The organism is Aeromonas sp. MTB, from assembly GCF_056632455.1.
The window spans coordinates 3,078,789-3,102,993 of sequence record NZ_CP147026.1 but is presented as its reverse complement, the minus strand read 5'-3'; the positions used below and the strand labels follow the sequence as shown (position 1 = coordinate 3,102,993).

Genomic DNA, 24,205 nt, shown 5'->3' with positions numbered 1-24,205 from the left:
TGGAAACGGAAAAGGTTGTGCGCGGCGATTATCCTGCAGCAAAGCCCTGATAAATAACAGCCGCAAATATGTAAGCAAAGTTATGGCGTTAACTGTCAATAAGCCGTGAAAGGAGTAAGCGAGAGACCGCAGTGGTGAGCAAGATGGTCAGCAAGAGGGGGGGGGAGTGCGACTGGTGGTGGCGATGAAAAAGCCCTGCGCAGAGGCAGGGCTTTGGAATAGGTGATGGCGAGGGAGGATCAGGCCTTGGCCAGCAGATCCATCACCCAGGGCAGACCCTGCTTCTTGCGGCTGACAAAGCCCGGGTGGTAGCTGGACTCGGCCGGTACTTTGGCGTGCTCGGTAAAGTAGATACGGCTGGCTGCGGCCGTCAGGTCAGTCACCATCAGCGCGAAGAAGTCGAGCCCTTCGCTCTCCACGCGCAGGGCCATCTCCTGCTGCAGGGTTTCGATCTGGTCGGCAAGCTGTTGTTCGCTGCCCACTTCAATCTGGCTCATGATGAAGTTCAGACCTTCGGCTTGGAATGCCTTCTCATCCTGCTGCAGCAGTTGAGCCGGAGTCAGGCCGCTCAGGTCGGTTTTCGCCATCAGCAGCTGTTGGCCGAATTCGGCCAGCGATACTTCGGCCAGCGGTGCCAGACGCTCACAGGCGATCTTGTCCTGTTCGGTGGTGGTCGGCGAGGTGAGACAGAGGGTGTCGCTCATGATGGCGCCCAGCATCAGGCGAGCCTGGCTGCGGGTCACGGTGCCTTGCTGGCTCAGCAGATCGAAGGCGATGGTGCAGGTGCAGCCGACGGCACGGATCCAGGCATCCAGCGGAGATTGGGTGACCAGAGTGCCGAGACGGTGGTGATCCACCAGGCCCAGTACATTGGCTTGTGCCAGTGTGGCAGGGCCCTGTTCCAGATCACTGAAATCCACCAGCCAGACATCTTCACCGGTCAGATCTTTGGTCAGCAACTCGGGTTCGCTGACGCCAGCCTGCTCCAGAATAAAACGGGTTTCGGTGCGCAGGTCACCCAGACGCCATGGGGTGGCCTGACGGCCCTGGCCATTGAGCCAGTCGGTGATAACCAGCGCACTGCAGATACTGTCGCTATCAGGATTCTTGTGACCAAAAACGTGGATCATAGACAAAGCCTCACAATTGGATACCCATAAAGGGGGGCAACACTATGCGAAATCCGCTACATGAAGGCAACCGGATCCACGCCCATGTTGCTGCCAGCTTCGCCTAACTCGCCATTTTATTGATCTGGGTCGGTAATCCTGACGCGAGTTCAGTTATCACAGTTGGCTATTGGCTATTGGCTATTGGCTATTGGCTATTGGCTATTGGCTATTGCTAACTGTGCAGGCTATGGCACTCGTCCGTGCCTGCGCAGTCAGCATGTTCTGTCAGCGTTATCAGTCGCCATCGCTGCAAGTGGGCTTTATTGCCTGATTCAGCGACGCAGCAGCTCGCGGGCATTGGCCAAGGTGTTGTCGGTGATCTGGTCGCCACCGAGCAGGCGTGCCAGCTCGTTGAGACGGGCTGTCTCATCAAGGGCACTCATTTGGGTTTCGGTGGTTTTGCCATCGGTATGCTTGCTCACCACCATATGCTGGTGGCCGTTGCCTGCCACCTGAGGCAAGTGAGTGACCACCATCACCTGAGTGGACTCCCCGAGCTGGCGCAGCAGGCGACCTACCACTGCGGCGGTCGGGCCGCTGATCCCCACATCCACTTCGTCGAAAATCAGGGTTGGGGTGGAGATCTTGCGAGCACTGATCACCACGATGGCGAGGCTGATACGTGACAGTTCACCGCCGGAGGCCACCTTGCCAAGCGGCTGGATCGGTTGGCCCGGGTTGGTGGTGACCATAAATTCCACCCGATCTATACCCAGCGGAGAGAGGCTGCTCTGGGCATCGGGACGCACCTCGATGGCAAAGCGGCCATCGGGCATCGCCAGTTCGTGCATGCTGCTGGTTACCTTGGCGCCCAACTCCTGGGCGTAACGCTGACGGCTCTGGCTCAGGGCCTCGGCGGCCTGGACAAAAGCCTGACGGGCCTCGGCCAGTTCATCTTCCATCCCCTCTAACCGCTCTTCGTCAGAGTTGAGGCGAGCGAGATCAGAGGCCAGCTCCTGATGGTACTGAGCCAGATCTGCCGGTTTGACATGGTGCTTGCGGGCCAGATTGATCGCCTTGGAGAGGCGGGCCTCCAGCTCGTTAAAACGCTCGGGATCCAGCTCCAGCCGATCGAGGTAGCTGCGCAGTTCGCTGTGGCTCTCCTGCACCCCGATCAGCGCTTCGTTCAGCATCTCCAGTACCGGAGTGAGGCGGCTGTCCATGCTGACCAGCCCCTCGGCCCGATCGACGGCCGATTGCAGCAGCCCTGCGATAGTGGTCTCTTCGTTGTCATAGAGCAGATCGAGGCAAGCCCCGCACTCTTGCATCAGTTCTGTGCCGTTGGCCAGACGCTGGTGCTCCTCCTCTATCTCTTCGAACTCCCCCGGCTGCAGGGCAAATTCGTCCAGCTCCTGCACCTGATACTCGATAAGCTGGCGGCGGGCCTCCCGCTGCTGCTGCTCGGCCTTGAGCCGGTTCAGCTCGTTTTGCAGTTGGCGCCACTGCTGATAGTGCTGGCGCACCTCGTCGAGCAGCAGATGGTGGCCGGCGTAGCCGTCGAGCAGGGCGAGCTGGTAGTCGGGTTTGAGCAGCATCTGGTGGGCATGCTGACCGTGCACGTTGACCAGCAGCTGACCCAGATTCTTGAGCTGGGTGAGGGGGACGGGCACGCCGTTGATATAGCTGCGTGAGCGGCCCTCGGCGGAGATAACTCGCCGCACGATACACTCACCTTCATTTTCCAGCTCGTTGGTGGCGAGCCAGGCGCGGGCGGCCGGGTTGTTGTCCAGCAGGAAGCGGGCGCTGACCTCGCTTTTGTCGCTATCGGGTCGCACCATGCCGGCTTCGGCCCGCTCTCCGAGGCAGAGACCGAGGGCGTCGATGGCGATGGATTTACCGGCACCGGTCTCACCTGTGATGCAGGTCATGCCCGGTTGCAGATCGAGTTCGAGAAACTTGACGATGGCGAAGTTGTTGACGGTCAGCTGGGTCAGCATGGTCTCATCCTGTATAGGTCAACATTACTGTGTATGCATCCAGTATATACTGGTCTTATATACAGTAAAGAGGGCACCGTCATTTTTAACAAAGGAAAGCCGCGCCAGTGCGGTATGGCTATGAGAATGCGGTACTGACCATTGGCACGCGGTACGGATATGAGAGTGCAGGGGCGGTTGCTACGAAAGAAAAGAGAAGGGCGCCAATTCAGGCACCCTCTGTGGCAATGTTGCTGTCGGTCAGCGCCGATTAAAACAGCTTGCTACCCCAGCCGAGTTTGTTGCGCAGCACGTGGAAGTAGCTGTAGTCGAGGGGATGCACCAGATGAAGCTGATGGTGGCTCTTCTTGATTAGTATCTCGTCCCCCGGGTGGACCGCCAGGGTCACCTGACCGTCACAGCTGACCTGCATGGCATCGTCCTGATTATCCGGCGAGACCAGCAGCCGTACTTCGCTGTCGGCATCGAGCACGATGGGACGGCTGCTCAGGGTGTGCGGGAACATGGGCACCAGCGTGATGGCGTTGAGCTTGGGAGTGAGGATGGCCCCACCTGCCGACAGGGAGTAGGCAGTTGAGCCGGTCGGAGTGGCGACTATGATGCCGTCCGAGCGCTGGCTATACATAAAGCTGCCATCGATATAGACCTCGAACTCGATCATGTGGGCGATCTTGCCCGGGTGCAGCACAGCCTCGTTGACCGCCAGATTGCTCGACTTGCGCTCGCCGTGGCGATAGACCGAGGCTTCCAGCAGGAAGCGGTGTTCGCTCTTGTAGTGACCGGAGAGCACCTGCTCCAGCGGCAGCAGATAATCCTGCGGCGAGAGGTCGGTCAGAAAACCGAGGTTGCCCCGGTTGACCCCGATCACCGCCACATCGAAGCGCGACAGCACCCGCGCCGCCCCCAGCATGTTGCCGTCACCGCCGACCACGATGGCGAGATCGGCCTGCTGGCCCAGTTGCACCAGATCCATCACGTTTTCATCGAGGATGCTCAGGGTCTGGGCGACCCGGCTCTCCACCAGAACCCGAAAGCCGCGGGCGGTCAGGTATTGATGCAGGCCGGTCAGCGTCTGGTTGGCCCCCTCATGGTGGGGTTTGCCAATCAGGGCGATGGTTTTGAACGGAGAATCCATAGTCAGTCAGATCTGGGATGGGTATTGCGGGCCAGTATACAGTGCTTTGCTCCGCTTGTGACGCTCTCCCGTGTGACGGTGCTGGCTATCCCCTTGAGGCTACTGGTTAAACGGTGAGCAGTAACCCGGATAAACCGACGGTTGCGGCTATTCAGCAACCCTGATTGCCCTTTACCCCTTGAAAGCCGGGGATGCATCCCCATAATAGCGCCAACATAGTCGGTCTGTTGTCGTCCGGTCGCTCAACCAGACGTCAGGGCCCTCATAAGTAACCCCGGAATTGGAGATGTCATGAACCACGAAGAGCAAAAGGTTGAAGCGATGGAGCAAGTGGAAGCCCAGCCAGTCGAGCCGACCGATGTAGACAGTGAAGTGACAGCCGAGCAGGCCCGTATTGCCGAACTGGAAGCGCAGTTGGAAACCGCCATCCAAAAAGCGGCGGAAGAGCGTGAACGCGCCCTGCGTACCGCCGCCGAGATGGAAAACCTGCGCCGTCGTACCGAGCTGGATGTGGAGAAGGCGCACAAGTTCGCTCTGGAGAAGTTCGCCAATGAACTGCTGCCGGTGCTGGACAACCTTGAGCGTGCCATCGAACTGGCCGACAAGGAGAACGAAGCCCTCAAGCCGATGATCGAAGGTGTCGAGCTGACCCTGAAATCCATGCAGAGCGGCGTGGCCAAGTTTGGTCTGGTGGCGCTCGACCCGATCAACCAGCCGTTTGACCCCAACGCCCATCAGGCGATGAGCATGGTGCCGAGTGCCGATGTGGCGCCGAACACCGTCATTGCAGTGATGCAGAAGGGCTATGACCTCAACGGTCGGGTGATCCGTCCGGCCATGGTGATGATCGCCAAAGCGGTCGACTGATTGGCTGTGGGTGCCCGAGCCCGCCCTGTGGCGGGCTTTTTGTTTCGTAGTGCAGCACCTGTTCATCTTGCCCGGTTTTACGGCTCAACGTGACCGCGCAACCATGACAAAGGGTGTGGTTTTTTAGGGTTGGGGCTTGAAGCTGCGTCTGGCGACCCCATATAGGTAGCAAGGCCGCGGCGGCACAAAAAATTTGATGCCGGGAGCTTGAAAGCCAGATTGGCAGCCCCCACCTAGCCGTTAACGCATTAAGGCGAGTTCCTCGCCAGTTTATTCAAAGTATTTGGAGATTCGTCAAATGGGTAAAATCATCGGTATTGACCTGGGTACTACCAACTCCTGCGTCGCTATTCTGGACGGCGACACTGCTCGCGTGATCGAGAACGCAGAAGGCGATCGTACTACTCCGTCCATCATTGCCTATGCCGATGATGGCGAGATCCTGGTTGGTCAGCCGGCCAAGCGTCAGGCCATCACCAACCCGAAAAACACCCTGTTCGCCATCAAGCGTCTGATCGGTCGTCGTTTTGAAGATGAAGAAGTGCAGCGTGACCTGAAAATCATGCCGTACGCCATCGCCAAAGCTGACAACGGCGACGCCTGGGTTGAAGTGAAGGGCAAGAAAATGGCACCGCCGCAGATCTCTGCCGAAGTGCTGAAGAAGATGAAGAAGACCGCTGAAGACTACCTGGGCGAGCCGGTAACCGAAGCCGTTATCACTGTTCCGGCCTACTTCAACGATGCCCAGCGTCAGGCTACCAAGGATGCCGGTCGCATCGCCGGTCTGGATGTAAAACGCATCATCAACGAGCCGACTGCAGCAGCTTTCGCTTACGGCGTGAACAAGGTCAAGGGCGAGCGCAAGGTTGCCGTCTATGACCTGGGTGGCGGTACTTTCGATATCTCCATCATCGAGATCGACGAAGTTGAAGGCGAAACCACCTTCGAAGTACTGGCGACCAACGGTAACACCCACTTGGGTGGTGAAGACTTCGACAACCGCGTCATCAACTATCTGGTAGACGAGTTCAAGCGTGAGCAGGGCATCGACCTGCGTAACGACCAGCTGGCTCTGCAGCGTCTGAAAGATGCCGCCGAGAAAGCCAAGATCGAGCTCTCTTCTGCCCAGCAGACCGACGTAAACCTGCCGTACATCACTGCAGATGCCACCGGTCCGAAGCACATGAACATCAAGGTGACCCGCGCCAAGCTGGAATCCCTGGTAGAAGACATGGTGAAAGACTCTCTGGAGCCGGTTCGTGTCGCCCTGAAAGACTCCGGTCTGGCAGTTGGCGAGATCGACGACGTGATTCTGGTTGGTGGTCAGACCCGTATGCCGCTGGTTCAGAAGACCGTTGCCGAGTTCTTTGGCAAAGAGCCGCGTAAAGACGTTAACCCGGACGAAGCCGTGGCCATGGGTGCTGCCATCCAGGGTGCCGTACTGTCCGGTGACAAGACCGACGTACTGCTGCTGGACGTTACCCCGCTCTCTCTGGGTATCGAAACCATGGGTAGCGTGATGACTGCGCTGATCGAGAAGAACACCACTATCCCGACCAAGAAGTCCCAGGTGTTCTCCACTGCCGAAGACAACCAGTCTGCCGTGACCATTCACGTGCTGCAGGGTGAGCGCAAGCGCGCCAGCGACAACAAGTCTCTGGGCCAGTTCAACTTGGAAGGCATCCGTCCGGCACCGCGCGGTCTGCCGCAGATCGAAGTGACCTTCGACATCGATGCCAACGGTATCCTGCACGTCTCTGCGAAAGACAAAGAGACCAACAAAGAGCAGAAGATCACCATCCAGGCCTCCTCTGGTCTGTCTGATGACGAGATCGAGCGCATGGTACGCGAAGCCGAAGCCAACGCGGCCGAGGACAAGAAGTTTGAAGAGCTGGTACAGGCTCGCAACCAGGCTGATGGTCTGGTCCACTCCGTACGCAAGCAGATCACCGAAGCCGGTGAAGCCCTGCCTGCCGACGACAAGACCAAGATCGAAGCTGCTCTGAGCGAGCTGGAAGTTGCCATCAAGGGTGACGACAAGGCTGCTATCGAAGCCAAACAGCAGGCTCTGCTGGAAGCGTCCCAGAAGCTGATGGAGATTGCCCAGCAGCAGGCTCAGGCCCAGGGTGCAGCCGGTGCTGATGCCGGTCAGTCCTCCTCTTCTGCCAAGGCTGACGACGACGTAGTCGACGCCGAGTTCGAAGAAGTGAAAGACGACAAGAAGTAAGCCCTACCCAGATGGGCGGAGTCCGCTTCGCCCATCGGCTTGGTCAATGAATTCACGGGCGTTGGGTAACCAACGCCCGTCTGCGTAACCACAGGATGAGTATGTCGAAGCGCGATTTCTACGAAGTACTGGGTGTGGCGAAAGATGCCGACGATCGCGAGATCAAGAAGGCGTACAAGCGCCTGGCCATGAAGTATCACCCGGATCGTAACCAGGGTGATGCCGCATCCGAAGAGAAGTTCAAAGAGGTCAAGGAAGCCTACGAGGTCCTGACCGATGCCAACCTGCGTGCCCGTTACGACCAGTACGGCCATGCCGGTGTCGACCCGAGCCAGGGTGGCGGTGGCCACGGTGGCTTTGGCGGCGGTGCCGACTTCGCCGACATGTTTGGTGACGTATTCGGTGACATCTTCGGCGGTGGCCGTGGTGGTGCTCGTCGTGGCCCGGCCCGTGGCTCCGACCTGCGTTACACCATGGAGCTGACGCTGGAAGAGGCGGTACGCGGGGTCTCCAAGGAGATCAAGGTGCCGACTCTGGTTCACTGCGAAGTCTGTAACGGCTCCGGTGCCCACACCGGCAGCAGTGCCCAGACCTGCCCGACCTGCCACGGCTCCGGCCAGGTGCAGATGCGTCAGGGCTTCTTTGCGGTGCAGCAGGCGTGTCCGCACTGTCACGGTCGCGGCAAGATCATCAAGGATCCGTGCCGCAAGTGTCACGGTGAAGGTCGCTACCAGCGCACCAAGACCCTGTCGGTGAAAATTCCGGCGGGCGTCGATACCGGCGATCGCATCCGTCTCTCCGGCGAAGGGGAGGCAGGGGAGGCAGGGGCTCCGGCAGGGGATCTCTACGTACAGGTGCACGTCAAAGAGCACGAGATCTTCGTGCGTGACGGCAACAACCTCTACTGCGAAGTGCCCATCAGCTTCACCGCAGCTGCGCTGGGTGGCGAGATTGAAGTGCCGACCCTGGATGGCCGCGTCAAGCTCAAGGTCACTCCGGAGACCCAGACCGGCAAGATGTTCCGCATGCGCGGCAAGGGCGTCAAGTCCGTGCGCTCCGGTCAGGTAGGGGATCTGATGTGCAAGGTGGTGATCGAGACGCCGGTCAACCTCACCGAGCAGCAGAAAGAGCTGTTGCGCCAGCTGGACGAGTCGTTCAGCGGTGCCGCTGCCAAGACCCACAAGCCGAAATCGGAAGGCTTCTTCGAAGGGGTGAAACGCTTCTTCGACGATCTGACCAGCTGATTTCAGCGACCCGAATAAACAGAGCCGGCCTTGTGCCGGCTCTTTTTTTGCCCGCCGTTTAGCCAGGATCCGCCCTATTGAGTGGATCCTGATGAGGGATCCTCCTCACAACTCCCGCCAATTCCTGCTGTACAAATGTTATCCCGCTCACACTGTTGCTGAAACGGTTTAGTTGTCATATTGAGTTAGCTAAATTGGTTTAGCTATGCTCTGGCTGTCGATAACAACAGCGCCCGTCCGGGCCACAGATGACAGGTGAGGAAGATGATGATGTTCAAGAGCAAGTTGGCGCTGGCGGTAGCGCTGGGATTGGGGATGAGCAGCCCGCTGTGGGCGGCGCAGGCGAGTATTGCAGGTGAGAGTGTCGAGGCCAGATTGGCGGCGCTGGAGGCGCGGGTACAGGCAGCCGAAGCGAGAGCCGAGGCGGCAGAGAGCCGTGCCAGTCAGGCGGAAGTGAAGGCGAGTGCGGCCAGCGAGCAGGCGCAGGTGGCCGACAACCGCAGCCAGCAGGTGGATGAAAAGACCGCTGGTGCCCAGGGCTTCGAGTTTCACGGCTACGCCCGCTCGGGCCTGTTGGTCAACAGCAATGGCAATGGTGGGCGCGGCGGCCCCTACATCACGCCAGCCGGTTCGGTGGGTGGGGCCGTCGGTCGCCTTGGCAACGAGGATGACACCTACATGGAGGCCAACCTGCTGAAAACCCAGACCTTCGAGGATGGCAGCTGGGCCCGCTACAAGCTGATGCTGGCAGACGGGGTGGAGACCAGCAACGACTGGACCGCCAGCGATTCGAGCCTCAATACCCGTCAGGTGTTTGCCGAGATCGGCAATCTGGCGAGCTTCGACGGCCCCTTCAAGAATGCGGTGCTGTGGGCGGGTAAGCGCTTTGATCGGGACAACTTTGACATCCACTGGCTCGATTCCGACGTGGTGTTCCTGGCCGGTACCGGCGGCGGTGTCTACGACGTGCAGCTGGCCGATAGCTGGAAGGCCAATTTCTCCCTCTATGGCCGCGATTACGGCGACATCAGCGCCAGCGGTCTTTCCGATATCGAGAGCTACATCCTCACCATGAACAACCGCGTCGGCAACTGGCAGTGGATGGTGAACGGTCTCTCGGCCAAGGACAATGACGCCCGCATCAATGACAAGGGGACGGGCAGCAAGGCGGCGGACAAGGGGGCACACACCCTGCTGGCCTACCACGGCGAGAGCTTCTTTGGCCTCAACCCCGGTTTTGCCAAGGCGGCGGTGTTGTATGGTCATGGGCTGGGGGCCGAGGTCAAGGGGCTGGGCTCTGACAGCGAGCTGTTGCCGGACGCCGATGCGGTGCGGGTCGCCGTGTTTGGCGCCACCGATCTCAACTCGCGCTGGCGTTTTGCCCCGGCCCTGCTGGCCGAGCAGAGTCAGGATCGCTACGTGAAAGGGGATGAGTACCGCTGGCTTACCTTCAATACCCGGGTGGCGCAGGTGCTGAGCCAGAACGTCGAGCTGGTCTACGAGGCGGCCTGGCAGTACATGGATCTCGATCCCAAGGGTTACAAGGGACGCCAGGCGGTGAACGGCAACTTCACCAAGCTCACCTTCGCCCCCACCTTCAAGGCGCAGACCGCCGGCTTCTTCGAGCGGCCCGAACTGCGGGTGTTCGCCAGCTGGATGGACTGGTCCTCCGAGCTCGACAATTACGCCAGCGACGATGCCATGGGCCAGAGCAACTTCACCGCCGGTGGCGAGTGGAACTTTGGCGTACAGATGGAAACCTGGTTCTAGTTCGTTATCCCGATCACAAAAATGGCAGCCGGTGCCGAGATCTGTTGGTTGGCTAAAACGGTTTAGCTGATAATGCCAGCCAACAGAACAGAGTTCGGGTTTGACCGTGGATCCGATGCAGCAGTGGAGTAGCAAGGTGACGAATCGTGTGTGGGTAATGGGGGATGCGGTGGTGGACTTGATCCCGGAAGGGGCGTTGCACTACCTCAAGTGTCCGGGTGGCGCACCCGCCAATGTGGCGGTTGGCGTGGCACGGCTGGGTGGCGATGCGGCCTTTATCGGCCGGGTCGGTGCTGACCCGTTCGGCCGCTTTATGGCCGACACCCTGAGCGGGGAGGGGGTGGATATCGGTGCACTGTGGCTCGATCCTGACCATCGCACCTCTACCGTGCTGGTAGAACTGGATGACGAGGGGGAGCGCAGCTTCACCTTTATGGTGCGCCCCAGTGCCGACCAGTTCCTCACCCCGGATGAGTTGCCCCGCTTCGATGCCGATCAGTGGTTGCTCACCTGCTCCATCGCGCTCGCCAACGAGCCGGTGCGCACCAGTTGCCTGCAGGCCATGGCGGCCATCAAGACGGCAGGCGGGCGAGTCTGCTTCGACCCCAACCTGCGCCCCGAGGTGTGGGGCAACCCCGCCGAGATGCTGCCGCTGGTGCGTCAGGCAATTACACAGGCGGATGTGGTCAAGCTCTCCATCGAGGAGCTGCAACTGCTGAGTGGCGAGGATGAACTGGTCGCTGGGCTCGCCACTCTCTCTGGCCCGGCGCTGGTGCTGGTGACCAGAGGGGCGGCCGGGGTGGTGGCTCGCCTTGATGGCGAGTTGCTGGAGTGGGGGGGGCAGAAAGTGACGCCCATCGACACCACGGGGGCGGGGGATGCCTTCGTCGCCGGTCTGCTGGCGGCGCTGGCCGGGCGCTCGTCGCTGCCGACTCTGGCCGAGCTACCCGCCATCCTGGCTCAGGCCCACGGCTGCGGGGCGCTCGCCACCACCGCCAAGGGGGCGATGACGGCGCTGCCGACCCGCTCAGAACTGGATGCCTTTTTGCGATCAGGCGCAAGCGGCTGTTGAGCTGCGGCTAGAAGCCCGGCTCGACAGCCCCTACTCTCATGTGACAAGGGCCCGCCAGCGTGGCGGGTCATAAGAGGAAGAATATGAATATCAGTGCGATAGCCAAGGATCTGGTGCCCCTGCTCGGGGGCAAGGAGAACATCGTCAGCGCTGCCCACTGCGCCACCCGGCTGCGGTTGGTACTGGCCGATGACAGCAAGGTAAACAAGGCCGCCATCGACAAGCTGGAGGGGGTCAAGGGGTGCTTTAGCAACGCGGGCCAAATTCAGGTGATCTTTGGCACCGGTCTGGTCAACAAGGTCTATGCGGAGTTTGTGGCGCTGACCGGTACCGGCACCGCCAGCAAGGCTGAGCTGACCGACATGGCGGCGGCCAAGCTCAACGTGGCCCAGCGGTTGGCGCGAACCCTCTCCAACATCTTCGTGCCGATCATTCCGGCCATCGTCGCCTCGGGCCTGCTGATGGGGCTGCTCGGCATGGTGCGCACCTACGGCTGGGCCAATGCCGACAGCGCTCTGTTTGTGATGCTCGACATGTTCAGCTCGGCGGCCTTTATCATATTGCCGATCCTCATCGGCTTTACGGCAGCACGTGAGTTTGGCGGCAATCCGTACCTCGGGGCGACCCTTGGCGGCATTCTCACCCACCCGGCGTTGACCAACGCCTGGGGCGTTGCCGGTGGTTTCAAGACCATGGACTTTTTCGGGCTCGATGTCGCCATGATCGGCTATCAGGGCACCGTCTTCCCGGTGCTCTTGGCAGTCTGGTTTATGTCCCATCTGGAGAAACAGCTGCGCAAGCGCATTCCGGATGCGCTGGATCTGATCCTCACCCCGTTTTTGACCGTCATCATCACCGGTTTCGTGGCACTGCTCTTTATCGGCCCGGCGGGGCGGGTGCTGGGGGATGGCATCTCGTTCGGTCTGAGCGCCCTCTATGAGCAGGCAGGCTGGCTGGCGGGGCTGGTGTTTGGCGGCACTTACTCGCTTATCGTCATCACCGGCATCCACCACAGCTTCCACGCCATCGAGGCGGGGCTGCTGGCCAATCCGCAAATTGGCGTCAACTTCCTGCTGCCCATCTGGGCCATGGCCAACGTGGCACAGGGTGGGGCTTGCCTCGCGGTCTACTTCAAGACTCGCGACGTGAAGATCAAGGCCATTACCGTGCCGGCGGCCATGTCCTGCCTGCTGGGTATCACGGAAGCGGCGATCTTCGGGGTGAACCTGCGTTACATCAAACCCTTCCTCGCCGGTCTGTTTGGCGGGGCCTGCGGCGGCGCCTACGTGGTGGCGGCCAAGGTGGGGATGACGGCGGTGGGGCTGACCGGTATTCCCGGCATGGCCATCGTCCAGCCCATGAGCCTTATTCACTACATCATCGGGCTGGTGATCGCCTTTGGTGCCGCCTTCGCAGCTTCCTACCTGCTCAAGTACAAGGTGGAGTGATGAAGGAAAGCGATCTTCTCAACCAGATTGTCCGGTCGTTGCTGGCCGGACAGCTCAAGGCGGCGGCCGATCCCCATCGGCCCCGCTGGCATCTGGCAGCCCCGGTGGGGCTGCTCAACGATCCCAACGGTTTTATCGAGCATGACGGGCGCTACCACCTCTTCTACCAGTGGAATCCGCTGGGCTGCGAGCACCGCAACAAGGGCTGGGGCCATGTCACCTCCACCGATCTGCTGCACTGGCAGCACGAGCCGCTGGCGCTGTTGCCCACCGAAGCCTATGAGAGCCACGGCTGCTATTCGGGCTCTGCGGTGAGCGACGAGCAGGGGCGTCTGACCCTTATCTACACCGGCAATGTCAAATACCCGGATGGCAGCCGCACCGCCTATCAGTGTCTGGCCCGGGCCGACGGTGAGGGTGGTTTTGCCAAGCTGGGGCCTGTGCTGGATCTGCCCGAAGGCTACAGCGGCCACGTGCGCGACCCCAAGGTGTGGCACGACGGTCGGCAGTGGCTGATGGTGCTGGGTGCTCGCACCCTGGATGACAAGGGGGAAGTGCTGCTCTATCGCGGCGAGACCCTGCAGAGCTGGCAGCGGGTGGGCCCCATCGCCGGTAGCGGGCGAGGGGGGCTGGGTGAGTTTGGCTATATGTGGGAGTGCCCGGATCTCTTCCCGCTGGGGGCGCGCCATGTGCTGATCAGCTGCCCGCAGGGGATTGCCCCGGCGGGCGAGGATTATCGCAACCTCTACCAGTGCGGCTGGCTGGCGGGCAACTTCGACGGCGAGCACTTCGAGCACGGGGCTTTCCACGAGCTGGATCGGGGCTTCGAGTTCTATGCGCCGCAAACTACCCTGGACAGTCAGGGGCGCCGCCTCTTGTTTGGCTGGCTGGGGCTGCCGGAGGAGAACGAGATGAGCCAACCTACTGTCGCTCACGGCTGGATCCACCAGATGAGCTGCCCGCGGGAGCTGTTCTGGCAGGATGAGTGGCTCTGCCAGCGACCGGTGGCGGAGCTGGCGGCATTGAAGGGAGAGCTGACCCGCTTCGAGGGGACGCGTGGCGAGTTTCCGGGGTTGGCCATCGACTCGGCCTGGCTCGATCTGGATCTCTGCGGCGAGGGGAGCCTCTGGTTCGGCGCCGTGGCCGAGCTGGTGTGGCAGCCGGGGCGCATCACCTTGCGGCGCCAGAACTGGCAGAGCGGAGCGTGGGAGACCCGCAGCAGCCCATGGGCTGGCGGGCGGATCACCGTCCTGTGCGATCGCTCCAGTCTGGAGTGTTTCATCGATGAGGGGCGACACAGTCTGTCGGCGCGCTACTTCCCCGGGGACAAGCCGCAACTTTCATCAGGTAACGGCGATGATGGCTGCAAAATTTGCCTCAATCACTGGCCGCTGTCGGCGTGCCTAGTACAATAGCCCGGTTCTAGTCAGCCGGGAGGCCAGGTGGAGAAGAAGAAACGGATCACGATTGCCCAGATCGCCGAACTGGCGGGGGTGTCCAAGGCGACCGCCAGTCTGGTGCTCAACGGGAAGAGTGCGGAGTACCGGATTGCCGACGATACCCGCAAGCGCATTCAGGCGGTGGCGGAGGAGTGTCACTACCTGCCGAGCTTTCATGCCCGCTCCCTGCGCGAGACCCGCAGCTACACCTGGGGGCTGGTGATCCCCGATCTCACCAACTTCGGTTTTGCCCGCATCGCCCGCGCCCTCGAGGCCCACTGCCGGGAGGCGGGTATCCAGCTGCTGATCGCCTGCTCCGAGGATGATCCCGCCCTTGAGCAGCGGGTGGTGGACAACCTTATCAGCCGTCAGGTGGATGGGCTGATTGTCGCCTCCAGCGGCCACAGCGATGACATCTATGCCCGCATTCACGACCGCCTGCCGGTGGTGCAGCTCGACCGCCATATTGGCGAGTCGCGCCTGCCCATGGTGATCTCCGATGCCTGCAAGGCCACCGCCGAGCTGGTGCGGGACATGGCCAGCGAGTGCGGCGAGGAGATCTACTACTTCGGCGGCCTGCTGGATCTCTCCCCCAGTCGTCACCGGCTGGCGGGCTATGAGCTGGGGCTCCATCGCGCCGGTTTTGAAGCCGATGTAGCCCGGGTGCGTCATCGCGACTACCAGCCGAGCTCCGGTTATCAGCTGATGGCCGAGCTGGTGGCCGAGCTGGGAGCGCCTCCCAGGGGGCTCTTTACCGCCTCTTTTACACTGCTGGAAGGGGTACTGCGCTACCTCAACGAGGCGGGGCTGATGGAGACAGGGATGCGCCTGTGTACCTTCGATGATCATGACCTGCTCGACTGCATTCCCATGCGCATCGACTCGGTGGCGCAGGATTGTCCGGCGCTGGCCCTCGCCGCTTTCGAGCTGATGCAGCAACTGATTGCGGGCAATCCTCCGGCTCAGACCGCTCAGGTGATTACCCCCAGGGTGCGCTGGCGCAGTCGCCGCTAGCCACGCCGTGTCACCCATCCCATATGAGAAAGCCCCGCCATTGCTGGCGGGGCTTTTTGCTGTGGGCGGGTGGCTCGTTCCTCTGACCGGCAGCTCAGTCGGTGGTACTGGTGCGCCAGAACACCTGCTTGATATGGGGGTGGATGCCGAGTTTCACCATCAGGGCATCCAGCTCGTCGCCATCGATGGAGGTAGCCAGCAGCACCGCAGAGATCTCCAGATCCCCCGCGCCAAACGGCTCGATATCGAGTTCGCTCAAGGGGTAGTTGGCCTGCTCCAGCATCTCCTCGAGCCAGTGCAGCACCTCTTTTTGATGCTCGCGCTGGGTCAGGGCTGTCACCTTGTAGGTCACTTCGGTGTCGGTATTGTCCACCGGGCGGCGGTTGATCTGATTGACCAGCGGTCGTAGCAGGGTGTTGGCGGCGAGCACGAACAGGGCGCCCAGAATTGCCTCCATGGCCAGCCCGGCGCCACAGGCGGCGCCGACCGCTGCTACGCCCCAGAGGGTGGCGGCGGTGTTGATGCCGCGGATATTGCCCGACTCGCGCATGATGACGCCGGCGCCGAGAAAGCCGATGCCGGAGACGATATAGGCCACCACATGGACCACGTTGTAGTTGCCGCCGTGCAGGTCATAGATGCGCTGGGCCAGACTGACGAACAGGGCGGCCCCTACGGCGACCAGCACGTTGGTGCGAAGACCCGCGGTACGTTGGCGGTACTGGCGCTCCAGCCCGACCAGACTGCCAAGCACAAAGGCGAGCAGCAGGCTGGCCAGGGTGTCGAGCAGGGAGATCATGTCAATTTGTTGCCACATCTTCATGGCGTACTCCTTCTGATAAGCGCTGGCTTGGCGCAATCCATGATGAAACGCCGTGAGGCGGATGGATCAGGGGATGATTGCGCGGATAGTCAGCAGACAAACAAAAACGCGGCGTCCCGGGGCGCGAGCACCATCAGATGCCCTGACGCTCGGAGAGGACGCAACAAGCAGGGCCAGCGTGGCTGGCCCCTTTCACTGTGGTTAACGCAGATGAGCGGTCAGTTGAGCTCGGGATCGCAGTCGATGCGCGGGCGCAGTTGCCAGCGCACCGGATGTGCCACCCCGACCTGATGAACGAACTGCACCAGATAGCGTCGCTGGGGCGGGGTGCACTGCAGGTTGAGCACCAGCTCTCGCCCGCCGCCGCGACCCGGCTTCATCGATTGCATCGGTTGCAGCCCGGCCGGTTGCAACGTGTGGTTCACCATATCCAGCACCTGCTCCATATCGGCGCGATCCTCACAGCGGATCTGCAGCCGGTAGTGGTGCTGACGCTGTTTGCCGCCCAGCCAGCGTGGCAGCATGCCACGGCCGAGCCGGCTCAACAGGGGGTGAGCCCGGGTAGCAACAGAACCTGTTGCTACCGCGCGATCCGCAGCCGGTTTGATTGAGATAAAACGCATAGCAGCCTCCTTGTGGGAAGCAGAAACTATGCAGGCATGGCGACCGTGGCGGTTGGCCACTGGTTGCCAGACGTCAAGTGTAAAAAGGGAGAAGAGGGGAGTGGATTTCCGCTTCTCGCAGGGTTGCGAGTGGCGGCAGAGAAAGACCTGCGGCTAGCTCGCGACCTTGGTACCGACGATGAGGGTCGGTCTACAACTGTCACTTGATGAGTTGCCCACTGATGGTCTCCGCTATTGATAAGAGGCTCGAATGATAGCCGAGGCGGCAGGCAGGGTAAACCCCGCGCTGCCCGCAGCAACATCTTGAAACATAATCGAAAGCCCCGTTTTGCCGCGCAGGGCCGTAAAAAGAGACCCGGCGAGGGCCGGGTCTGCGGGGTCATTCGGTCTTGTCGATACCGAGGTATTTGAGCATCAGTTTCTCGTAGATGGGCTCGGTATCCCCCACCTGCATCTTGTGCAGGAAGTACTTCTCGAAGGCGATCTTGGCCAGATGGACCCACTTCCCTTTCTTGAACCAGGCGACGTTGCGCGGCGGGATCTGCGGCATGGCGACGAAGGCGGCACCGGTGTCCCCCATGTCCGCCAGACAGATGGCATTCCATACAGCCTTGGTCACCGGCGGCTGGCCGCTGAGCTCCGCCTTGATGTTGTGGCTCAGGGTGCGCACCATCGCCTCAATCATATAGCCGGTCTTGGGCACCCCGGTTGGTACCGGCGTCTTGTGCGGCGGGGCAATGGCGATGCAGACCCCGGCGGCGTAAATCTGCGGGAAGGCGGGGTTGCGCTGGTGCTCGTCGACGATGACAAAGCCGCGGGGATTGACCAGCCCCTCGATGCCCCGCAGCGGCGCAATGCCGACAAAGGCGGGCAGCATCATGGCGTGTTTGTAGGGCAGGGTGTGGGTGCGCTTGATGTTGCCCTCATCGTCCAGCTCCTCCACCGTCATCTGGCCATCTTGCGCCGCCACGGTGCGGGCATTGCAGATCCACTGCACGTCGCGCATCCGCAATTCGCTCTCCAGCATCCCCTTGGAATCGCCCACGCCGTTGAGACCCAGATGGCCGATGTAGGGCTCGCTGGTGACAAAAGTCATGGGCACATTTTTTCTCACCTTCTTGTCGCGCAGGTGGCGATCGAGGATGAACGCATACTCGTAGGCGGGACCGAAGCAGGAGGCGCCCGGCATGGCGCCGACAATCACAGGGCCGGGCTCATCGACCAGTGCGCTGACACTGTGGCGGCACTCTTCGGCGTGGGAGAGGGTACAGACGCTGGTGGTGCCACCGGATTCGGGGCCAGCCCCCGTCACCTCGTCAAAGGCGAGGGCCGGGCCGGGCCGGTGCAGATCGCCAGAAAGTCGTAACGCAGGGTCTGGCCATCGGAGAGGGTGAGCTGCTGCGCCGCCGGTTGCAGCTCGGTCAGGGCGGCATGGATAAAGCGGATCCCCTTTTTCTTCACATGGGGTTCGATGGGGATCGAGGTCTCCTTACGCTCCCGCCACTGGACGGCAATCCAGGGGTTGGAGGGGGTGAATTCAAAGTCCGGCTTGTCATTGATGAGGATCACCTCATGCTGCTTGCCCAGTTCGGCCTTGAGTTCGTAGGCGGCAGACATGCCCCCGAGACCCGCGCCGATGACGATTACCGTTGCCATGTTCAGCCTCCTGCGTTTATTACACGCTCATGTGAGCCGGGTCATCCGACCCTGTTATTTAAATCCCATCCGTTTGAGGATCATTGCTGCCGGGCAGAAACCGGTGAATGCGCTCTGGATCAGGTTGACCCCGACAAAGGCACTCAACCAGACAAAGCCAGGATGAACCCAGGTGGTAAGGATCAGCGAGAGCAGCAACATGCAACCCGCGACGATTCTGACTCCGTTATCTACTGTCATGGTCTTTCTCCTTATCTACTTTAGATATTGCTAATTTAGTGTTGTTTTATACAATAGAACAAATATCAGCAATTGCTAATTTACTCTTATGAGCCAATTCGACGAGATGAACAGACATGCGACAGCCGCCGCCTCCCTGCTCAAGGCGTTGGCTCATCCCGAACGCCTGATGGTGCTCTGCCAGCTGGTGGAGGGGGAGAAGGGGGTCGGGGAGCTGCTGGCCCATAGCCAACTCGGGCAGTCGGCGTTTTCCCAGCAGTTGTCAGTGCTCAAGCGCTACGGCCTGATCCGTTCGCGCAAGGTCTCCCAGCAGATCTACTACTCGCTGGTGAGCGAGGCGGCCGCCGATGTGCTGGGAGCGCTGCAAACCCATTTTTGTCACTCGGAAAATAAGGAATCTTGATGATGGAAAGCCAATGGCTGCTCTCTTTGGGCGGTGGCATGCTGGCGGGGCTGTCGGCCCTGATCCTGATGTTGTTCAACGGCCGGGTTGCCGGGATCAGCGGCATTCTGGCCGGTGCGCTGCAACACCGTGCACCGTGGCGGGTGCTGTTTCTGCTGGGGCTGGGGGCGGGCGCCTGGTTGGCGCTGACCCTGGGTTGGGCCAGCATGCCCGCATTCACCACCTTGCCCGGCTGGCCTGTGGTGCTGCTGGCCGGTCTGCTGGTCGGCATCGGTACCCGTCTTGGCAATGGCTGCACCAGCGGTCACGGCATCTGTGGTATGGGGCGGCTCTCCCTGCGCTCCATCGTCGCCACCCTGACCTTTATGGCGGCAGGCTTTATCACCGTCTTCGTCACTCATCATCTGCTGTAAGGGGCTGATTGCCATGAAGTTGCTGACAAGTTTGTTTGCGGGTGTGTTGTTCGGACTGGGGATGGCTATCTCCGGCATGATGGATCCCGCCCGGGTCACCGGTTTTCTCGATCTGGCCGGGGCCTGGGATCCCAGCCTCGCCTTTGTGATGGGGGGCGCCCTGCTGGTCTTTATCCCGGGTTACTTTCTGCTGGTGAAACCCCGTCGCCAGAGTGTGCTGGGGGAGCCCATCGCTGCCGTACCGGCCCCCAGGCTGGATCGCCGGCTGATCGGCGGGGCGGCGCTGTTTGGCATCGGCTGGGGATTGGTGGGTATCTGCCCGGGGCCTGCTCTGAGTCTCATTTCCAGCGGGCAGCCCATGATAATGTTGTTTATAGCGGCCATGGTGGCCGGGATCTTGCTGTTTGACAGAGGGCTGGCCAGGGTGCTGACCAAGGCGCCAGTTCGGGGAGTGGATAAGGTGCGCCAGTCCCATACCGCCTGATCCCGTGAAGTGACAGATTACGCCAGGGAAGGAGAGTAATGATGGAAAAGATCCGGTTGCTGGGGATCACCTTGTTGGTGATGACATCGCAGGCCATGACATCCCCCCGGGCCTTTGCCGCGGACGGGGAGCCAGAGCCCTTGTTGACAGTGGCGCCACAGCCGGTGACCGACTGGCTGACGCTGGATGGCACCGTCAGTGCCATCAATCAGGGGACGGTGGCGGCCCAGACCAGCGGCCGGGTCTCCCGCATGCTGGTGGATGTGAACGATCATGTGCAGGCGGGGCAGCCGCTGCTGGAGATCAGCGGCAAAGAGCAGTTTGCCGCCGTCACGGGTGCCGAGGCGCGGCTGGCGCGGGCGCAGGCCCAGCAAGTGGAAGCCGAGCGCCAGCTTGCCCGCTTTCAGGCGCTGATCGCCAAGGGGGTGATCACCCGCGCCCAGCTCGATAATGCCCAGGCGACGGATCGCGCCGCCCGCGCCGAGGTCAATGCTGCCGATGCGGCTCTCACTCAAGCCCGCGAGGCTTACGGTTATACCCGCATTCTGGCCCCTTACGCCGGAGTGGTGACCAAACGGCTGGTAGAGCTGGGGGAGACTGTCGCCCCCGGTACCCCGCTGCTCTCCGGCTTCTCTCTCGACACCTTGCGGGTGGAGGTGGAGTTGCCCCAATCCGCCCTGACGCTGGCTCGTGAGCCTGCGGATGTGCAGGTGCTGCTGCCGGATGGCAAGCTTGTTACCCCGGTCAAACTGACCCGCTTCAATTATGCCGACAGCCAGAGCCACGCCTTCAGGTTGCGCCTCGACTTGCCGCCGCAAACCGCCGGGGTATTGCCCGGCATGTGGCTCAAGGTGCAGCTCAAACAGGGTGAACGTCAGGTGTTGCAGGTGCCGGATCGCGCCCTGCTGCGGCAAGGGGAGTTCAACGGCGTCTATCTGCAGCAGCCCGCTGGCTGGGCCCTGACGCCGGTGCGGGTCGGCCATTGCTTTGAAGGGCAGTGCGAGATCCTGGCCGGGCTGCAAGCCGGTGACAAGCTGGCCCCTGATGCCTGGGCGCAGCAGCAGGAGGTGGCCCATGAGTAGCGAGCTGAACGGCAACAAGGAGAGGCTGGGGCCTGCCGGTCGGCTGGCTGCGCTGTTCCAAGGCTCGGCTATCACGCCGCTGCTGGCGCTGGTGGGGCTGTTGCTCGGTCTGTTTGCCGTGCTGGTGACCCCCAAGGAGGAGGAGCCGCAGATCGATGTCACCTTCGCCGATGTCTATATTCCCTTCCCGGGAGCCAGCCCGTCTGAAGTGGCCTCTCTCGTTACCACCCCTGCCGAGCAGGTGGTCTCCCAGATAAAGGGCATTGATACCCTCTACTCTTTTTCCCAACCCGATGGCGCCCTGCTGGTGGTGGTGTTCAAGGTGGGGGTGAGCCGCGAGCAGGCCATCGTCGATCTCAACAACCAGCTCGACTCCAACCGCGACTGGTTGCCACAGGGGATCGGAGTCGGTCAGCCGCTGATGAAACCCCGGGGGATCGATGATGTCCCCATCGTCAGTCTGACCTTATGGAGCAAAGAGGGGAGCAAGCAACTGGGAGCACCCGAGCTGACCCAGGTCGCCCATGAGCTGGAGACCGAACTCAAGCGCCTTCCCGGTACCCGCAATATCTACACGCTGGGCAGCCAGAGCGCTGTGTTGCGGGTGATGCCGGATCCGGCGGCCCTCAGCGCCCACGGCATCAGCTGGGGCGAGCTGAGCCAGCGACTGGCGGCCGCCAATCAGGTAGGCACCACACAGGCTATCGAGCAGAACAACAGTGAGATCAAGGTGCAGGTGGGGCAGTTCCTGCAAAGCGAGCAGGAGGCTAGAGAGCTGGTGGTGGGGCTGCACGACGGCAAGCCGGTCTATCTGGGGGAGGTGGCCAAGGTCTCTCTGGGTCAGGAGACTCCGACCAAACGCAGCTGGATGGGATTGGGACATGCCAGTTATCCGGCGGTGACCCTGGCCATCGGCAAACAGCCGGGCCAGAACGCGGTCGATGTGGCCAAGCGGGTGGAGGCGCGGGTCGAGAGTCTCAAGAATCGGCTTATTCCTGCCGGGGTCGAGGTGACGGTGACCCGGGACTACGGCGTCACCGCCGAGACCAAATCCAACACCCTGATCGGCAAGCTGATTTTTGCCACCACGGCGGTGGTGCTGTTGGTGCTGGTGAGCATGGGCTGGCGCGAGGCGCTGGTGGTGGGGGTTGCCATCGTTATCACCCTGGCACTGACCCTGTTTGCCAGCTGGGCCTGGGGCTTTACCCTCAACCGGGTGTCGCTGTTTGCGCTGATCTTCTCCATCGGCATTCTGGTGGATGACGCCATTGTGGTGGTGGAGAACATCCACCGCCATCGCGGTTTGGGCAAGGGGGCGCTCAAGGATCTGATACCGGGGGCGGTGGACGAGGTGGGGGCCGACCATACTGGCGACCCTGACCGTCATCGCGGCCCTGCTGCCGATGGCCTTTGTCAGCGGGCTGATGGGCCCTTACATGAGCCCCATTCCCATCAATGCCAGCATGGGGATGCTTATCTCCCTGCTGGTGGCCTTCATCTTCTCCCCCTGGCTGGCGAGCCATTTGCTCAAGGGGGAGGCGCACGGTACCCACGGCGAGGCCAAGGCGGGTCTTTTTCACCGGCTGATGACCCCTTTCCTGATCGGTGATGGCGCCAAGCGCGCCAGACGCAAACTCTGGCTGGTGGTGTTGCTGCTGGTCGGGGCCGCCACCGCCATGCCGGTGGTGCAGTGGGTGGTGCTCAAGATGCTCCCCTTCGACAACAAGTCGGAATTTCAGCTGGTGCTCGATATGCCGGAGGGGGCGACCCTAGAGCAGACCGAGCGCACCCTGCTGGCGGTCGGGCGGGAGCTTGCCAAGGTGGAGGAGGTGAAGGATTACCAGATTTACGCTGGCACCGCCGCCCCCATCAATTTCAACGGGCTGGTGCGCCACTACTTTATCCGCAGCGGCGCCAACGTGGGGGATATTCAGGTCAATCTGGTGGACAAGCATGAACGGGATCGCAGCAGTCACCAGATTGCCCAGTCGGTTCGGGAGCCGCTGCAGGCTATCGCCAGTGCGGCAGGGGGCAACCTGAAAGTCGTTGAGGTGCCGCCCGGTCCACCGGTCTGGTCACCTATAGTTGCGGAAGTGTATGGCCCGACGCCTGCCGCCCGTGAAGCGGCGGCGCGCGCCGTACAGGCCCGTTTTGTGGCCACGGCGGATCTGGTGGATGTGGATATCTATCTGACCGACCCGCAGCCCAAGTGGCGGCTGGTGGTGGATCGCAGCAAGGCGGCCCTGCTCGGGGTCGATCTCGGGGTACTGGTGAACACCCTCAATGGCGGGGTGGGTTATCAGGATGCCAGCTGGCTGCAGGGTCACGGCGCCAAGTATCCGGTGCCGATCCGCATCGAACTGGCTCCCGGTGACAAACGGGATCTGGCGGGCGTGCTGGCCCTCAAGGTGCGCAGCCAGAGCGGCCAGCTGGTGCGGGTCTCCGAGCTGGTGAGTCGCCGTGATGAGGTAGCCCCCAGCTATATCATGCACAAGAACATGCAGCCCATGGTGATGGTGGTGGCCGACATGGGTGGCCACACCGACAGCCCGCTCTACGGCATGTTTGCCGCCGGTGCCGATATCGACCTGCCCCAATATTACGTGCAGCAGCCCGATAAGCTGGGGGAGGTGGCGCTGTTGTGGGACGGTGAGTGGAAGATCACCTACGAGACCTTCCGCGACATGGGTATCGCCTACGGGGTGGGGATGATCCTCATCTATCTGCTGGTGGTGGCCCAGTTCCGCTCCTATCTGGTGCCGCTCATCATCATGGCTCCCATTCCGCTCACCATCATAGGGGTGATGCCGGGCCACGCCCTGCTGGGGGCCCAGTTTACCGCCACCTCGATGATCGGGATGATCGCCCTGGCCGGGATCATCGTACGCAACAGCATCCTGCTGGTGGACTTTATCGAGCAGCAGCGCAGCGCCGGAGTGGCGTTCGAGCAGGCGGTGATCGAAGCGGCGCAGGTGCGGGCCAAACCCATCATGCTGACGGCGTTGGCGGCGATGATCGGAGCCCTGTTTATCCTCGATGATCCCATCTTCAACGGACTGGCCATCAGCCTGATTTTCGGGATCCTGGTCTCCACTTTGCTCACCCTGGTGGTGATACCCTTGCTCTATTATGCCCTGCTCTCCCGACGCTCATGAC

General features: G+C 61.5%; 20 protein-coding genes and 1 pseudogene. 13 read left to right on the top strand and 8 right to left on the bottom strand.

Annotated features, from left to right (window positions below):
* Positions 1 to 239: 239 nt before the first annotated feature.
* The 3 genes from WBR25_RS14185 to nadK all read right to left on the bottom strand — a co-directional run bounded on the left by WBR25_RS14185 (position 240) and on the right by nadK (position 4,244).
* Positions 240 to 1,130, bottom strand: coding sequence for a manganese-dependent inorganic pyrophosphatase (locus WBR25_RS14185; protein WP_479748339.1), 891 nt, complete (start codon positions 1,128 to 1,130; stop codon positions 240 to 242).
* A 314-nt stretch (positions 1,131 to 1,444) separates the two neighbouring features.
* Entirely contained in the window at positions 1,445 to 3,109 is a 1,665-nt protein-coding gene (gene recN, locus WBR25_RS14180; RefSeq protein ID WP_103250576.1) for a DNA repair protein RecN, read from the bottom strand.
* Between the two features lie 250 nt (positions 3,110 to 3,359).
* Positions 3,360 to 4,244 (bottom strand): NAD(+) kinase, encoded by an 885-nt coding sequence (gene nadK, locus WBR25_RS14175; protein WP_005338038.1) that lies wholly within the window; start codon positions 4,242 to 4,244, stop codon positions 3,360 to 3,362.
* A gap of 291 nt (positions 4,245 to 4,535) precedes the next feature.
* On the opposite strand from nadK, the gene grpE reads away from it, so the two are divergent.
* The 8 genes from grpE to WBR25_RS14135 all read left to right on the top strand — a co-directional run bounded on the left by grpE (position 4,536) and on the right by WBR25_RS14135 (position 15,325).
* Positions 4,536 to 5,111: a nucleotide exchange factor GrpE gene (gene grpE / locus WBR25_RS14170; protein WP_005338036.1), complete on the top strand. Its 576-nt coding sequence runs from the start codon at positions 4,536 to 4,538 to the stop codon at positions 5,109 to 5,111.
* Positions 5,112 to 5,409: 298 nt separating this feature from the next.
* Entirely contained in the window at positions 5,410 to 7,338 is a 1,929-nt protein-coding gene (gene dnaK, locus WBR25_RS14165; RefSeq protein WP_042053028.1) for a molecular chaperone DnaK, read from the top strand.
* A gap of 101 nt (positions 7,339 to 7,439) precedes the next feature.
* Entirely contained in the window at positions 7,440 to 8,582 is a 1,143-nt protein-coding gene (dnaJ, locus tag WBR25_RS14160) for a molecular chaperone DnaJ (RefSeq protein ID WP_005338032.1), read from the top strand.
* A 264-nt stretch (positions 8,583 to 8,846) separates the two neighbouring features.
* Complete coding sequence (locus WBR25_RS14155; RefSeq protein WP_479748335.1) at positions 8,847 to 10,352, top strand: carbohydrate porin; 1,506 nt, start codon at positions 8,847 to 8,849, stop codon at positions 10,350 to 10,352.
* Between the two features lie 115 nt (positions 10,353 to 10,467).
* Entirely contained in the window at positions 10,468 to 11,424 is a 957-nt protein-coding gene (locus WBR25_RS14150) for an aminoimidazole riboside kinase (protein ID WP_479748333.1), read from the top strand.
* An 83-nt stretch (positions 11,425 to 11,507) separates the two neighbouring features.
* Entirely contained in the window at positions 11,508 to 12,872 is a 1,365-nt protein-coding gene (locus WBR25_RS14145; protein ID WP_043818633.1) for a sucrose-specific PTS transporter subunit IIBC, read from the top strand.
* The gene (locus WBR25_RS14140) at positions 12,872 to 14,287 is read left to right on the top strand and encodes a glycoside hydrolase family 32 protein (protein ID WP_479748331.1); all 1,416 of its coding nucleotides are present in this window, start codon (positions 12,872 to 12,874) and stop codon (positions 14,285 to 14,287) included. The genes WBR25_RS14145 and WBR25_RS14140 overlap by 1 nt, the downstream gene beginning before the upstream one ends.
* 27 nt (positions 14,288 to 14,314) lie before the next feature.
* Entirely contained in the window at positions 14,315 to 15,325 is a 1,011-nt protein-coding gene (locus tag WBR25_RS14135; protein ID WP_064336901.1) for a substrate-binding domain-containing protein, read from the top strand.
* Between the two features lie 94 nt (positions 15,326 to 15,419).
* Here WBR25_RS14135 and WBR25_RS14130 read toward each other — a convergent pair whose 3' ends face one another.
* The 5 genes from WBR25_RS14130 to WBR25_RS14110 all read right to left on the bottom strand — a co-directional run bounded on the left by WBR25_RS14130 (position 15,420) and on the right by WBR25_RS14110 (position 18,667).
* Positions 15,420 to 16,148, bottom strand: coding sequence for an MgtC/SapB family protein (locus WBR25_RS14130; RefSeq protein ID WP_123173429.1), 729 nt, complete (start codon positions 16,146 to 16,148; stop codon positions 15,420 to 15,422).
* A 218-nt stretch (positions 16,149 to 16,366) separates the two neighbouring features.
* A complete protein-coding gene (locus tag WBR25_RS14125) occupies positions 16,367 to 16,771 on the bottom strand; it encodes a hypothetical protein (RefSeq protein ID WP_005359258.1) in 405 nt (134 codons plus the stop codon).
* A 379-nt stretch (positions 16,772 to 17,150) separates the two neighbouring features.
* The gene (locus tag WBR25_RS14120; protein ID WP_440016815.1) at positions 17,151 to 18,083 is read right to left on the bottom strand and encodes an NAD(P)/FAD-dependent oxidoreductase; all 933 of its coding nucleotides are present in this window, start codon (positions 18,081 to 18,083) and stop codon (positions 17,151 to 17,153) included.
* Complete coding sequence (locus WBR25_RS14115) at positions 18,080 to 18,427, bottom strand: FAD-dependent oxidoreductase (protein WP_440016816.1); 348 nt, start codon at positions 18,425 to 18,427, stop codon at positions 18,080 to 18,082. Before WBR25_RS14115 ends, WBR25_RS14120 begins: the two co-directional genes overlap by 4 nt.
* Before the next feature lie 54 nt (positions 18,428 to 18,481).
* Positions 18,482 to 18,667: a YgaP family membrane protein gene (locus WBR25_RS14110; protein WP_005338011.1), complete on the bottom strand. Its 186-nt coding sequence runs from the start codon at positions 18,665 to 18,667 to the stop codon at positions 18,482 to 18,484.
* Positions 18,668 to 18,755: 88 nt separating this feature from the next.
* On the opposite strand from WBR25_RS14110, the gene WBR25_RS14105 reads away from it, so the two are divergent.
* The 5 genes and pseudogenes from WBR25_RS14105 (at position 18,756) to WBR25_RS14085 (ending at position 24,204) form a co-directional block, all read left to right on the top strand.
* A complete protein-coding gene (locus tag WBR25_RS14105) occupies positions 18,756 to 19,070 on the top strand; it encodes an ArsR/SmtB family transcription factor (protein WP_005338008.1) in 315 nt (104 codons plus the stop codon).
* Positions 19,070 to 19,483 carry a YeeE/YedE family protein gene (locus WBR25_RS14100; RefSeq protein ID WP_041202268.1) on the top strand — a complete coding sequence of 138 codons (414 nt, stop codon included), beginning with the start codon at positions 19,070 to 19,072 and terminating at the stop codon, positions 19,481 to 19,483. The genes WBR25_RS14105 and WBR25_RS14100 overlap by 1 nt, the downstream gene beginning before the upstream one ends.
* 13 nt (positions 19,484 to 19,496) lie before the next feature.
* The gene (locus WBR25_RS14095) at positions 19,497 to 19,967 is read left to right on the top strand and encodes a YeeE/YedE family protein (protein WP_164979993.1); all 471 of its coding nucleotides are present in this window, start codon (positions 19,497 to 19,499) and stop codon (positions 19,965 to 19,967) included.
* A 41-nt stretch (positions 19,968 to 20,008) separates the two neighbouring features.
* Entirely contained in the window at positions 20,009 to 21,049 is a 1,041-nt protein-coding gene (locus WBR25_RS14090) for an efflux RND transporter periplasmic adaptor subunit (RefSeq protein ID WP_129504394.1), read from the top strand.
* A pseudogene (locus tag WBR25_RS14085) lies at positions 21,042 to 24,204 on the top strand (efflux RND transporter permease subunit). Before WBR25_RS14090 ends, WBR25_RS14085 begins: the two are co-directional and overlap by 8 nt.
* Position 24,205: the final 1 nt, after the last annotated feature.

Excerpts from the sequence above, each read along its gene's own strand:
- WBR25_RS14185 (WP_479748339.1), bottom strand. The coding sequence starts at position 1,130 with ATGATCCACGTTTTTGGTCACAAGAATCCTGATAGCGACAGTATCTGC.
- recN (WP_103250576.1), bottom strand. The coding sequence starts at position 3,109 with ATGCTGACCCAGCTGACCGTCAACAACTTCGCCATCGTCAAGTTTCTC.
- nadK (WP_005338038.1), bottom strand. The coding sequence starts at position 4,244 with ATGGATTCTCCGTTCAAAACCATCGCCCTGATTGGCAAACCCCACCAT.
- grpE (WP_005338036.1), top strand. The coding sequence starts at position 4,536 with ATGAACCACGAAGAGCAAAAGGTTGAAGCGATGGAGCAAGTGGAAGCC.
- dnaK (WP_042053028.1), top strand. The coding sequence starts at position 5,410 with ATGGGTAAAATCATCGGTATTGACCTGGGTACTACCAACTCCTGCGTC.
- dnaJ (WP_005338032.1), top strand. The coding sequence starts at position 7,440 with ATGTCGAAGCGCGATTTCTACGAAGTACTGGGTGTGGCGAAAGATGCC.
- WBR25_RS14155 (WP_479748335.1), top strand. The coding sequence starts at position 8,847 with ATGATGATGTTCAAGAGCAAGTTGGCGCTGGCGGTAGCGCTGGGATTG.
- WBR25_RS14150 (WP_479748333.1), top strand. The coding sequence starts at position 10,468 with ATGCAGCAGTGGAGTAGCAAGGTGACGAATCGTGTGTGGGTAATGGGG.
- WBR25_RS14145 (WP_043818633.1), top strand. The coding sequence starts at position 11,508 with ATGAATATCAGTGCGATAGCCAAGGATCTGGTGCCCCTGCTCGGGGGC.
- WBR25_RS14140 (WP_479748331.1), top strand. The coding sequence starts at position 12,872 with ATGAAGGAAAGCGATCTTCTCAACCAGATTGTCCGGTCGTTGCTGGCC.
- WBR25_RS14130 (WP_123173429.1), bottom strand. The coding sequence starts at position 16,148 with ATGAAGATGTGGCAACAAATTGACATGATCTCCCTGCTCGACACCCTG.
- WBR25_RS14125 (WP_005359258.1), bottom strand. The coding sequence starts at position 16,771 with ATGCGTTTTATCTCAATCAAACCGGCTGCGGATCGCGCGGTAGCAACA.
- WBR25_RS14115 (WP_440016816.1), bottom strand. The coding sequence starts at position 18,427 with ATGGCAACGGTAATCGTCATCGGCGCGGGTCTCGGGGGCATGTCTGCC.
- WBR25_RS14110 (WP_005338011.1), bottom strand. The coding sequence starts at position 18,667 with ATGACAGTAGATAACGGAGTCAGAATCGTCGCGGGTTGCATGTTGCTG.
- WBR25_RS14105 (WP_005338008.1), top strand. The coding sequence starts at position 18,756 with ATGAGCCAATTCGACGAGATGAACAGACATGCGACAGCCGCCGCCTCC.
- WBR25_RS14100 (WP_041202268.1), top strand. The coding sequence starts at position 19,070 with ATGATGGAAAGCCAATGGCTGCTCTCTTTGGGCGGTGGCATGCTGGCG.
- WBR25_RS14095 (WP_164979993.1), top strand. The coding sequence starts at position 19,497 with ATGAAGTTGCTGACAAGTTTGTTTGCGGGTGTGTTGTTCGGACTGGGG.
- WBR25_RS14090 (WP_129504394.1), top strand. The coding sequence starts at position 20,009 with ATGGAAAAGATCCGGTTGCTGGGGATCACCTTGTTGGTGATGACATCG.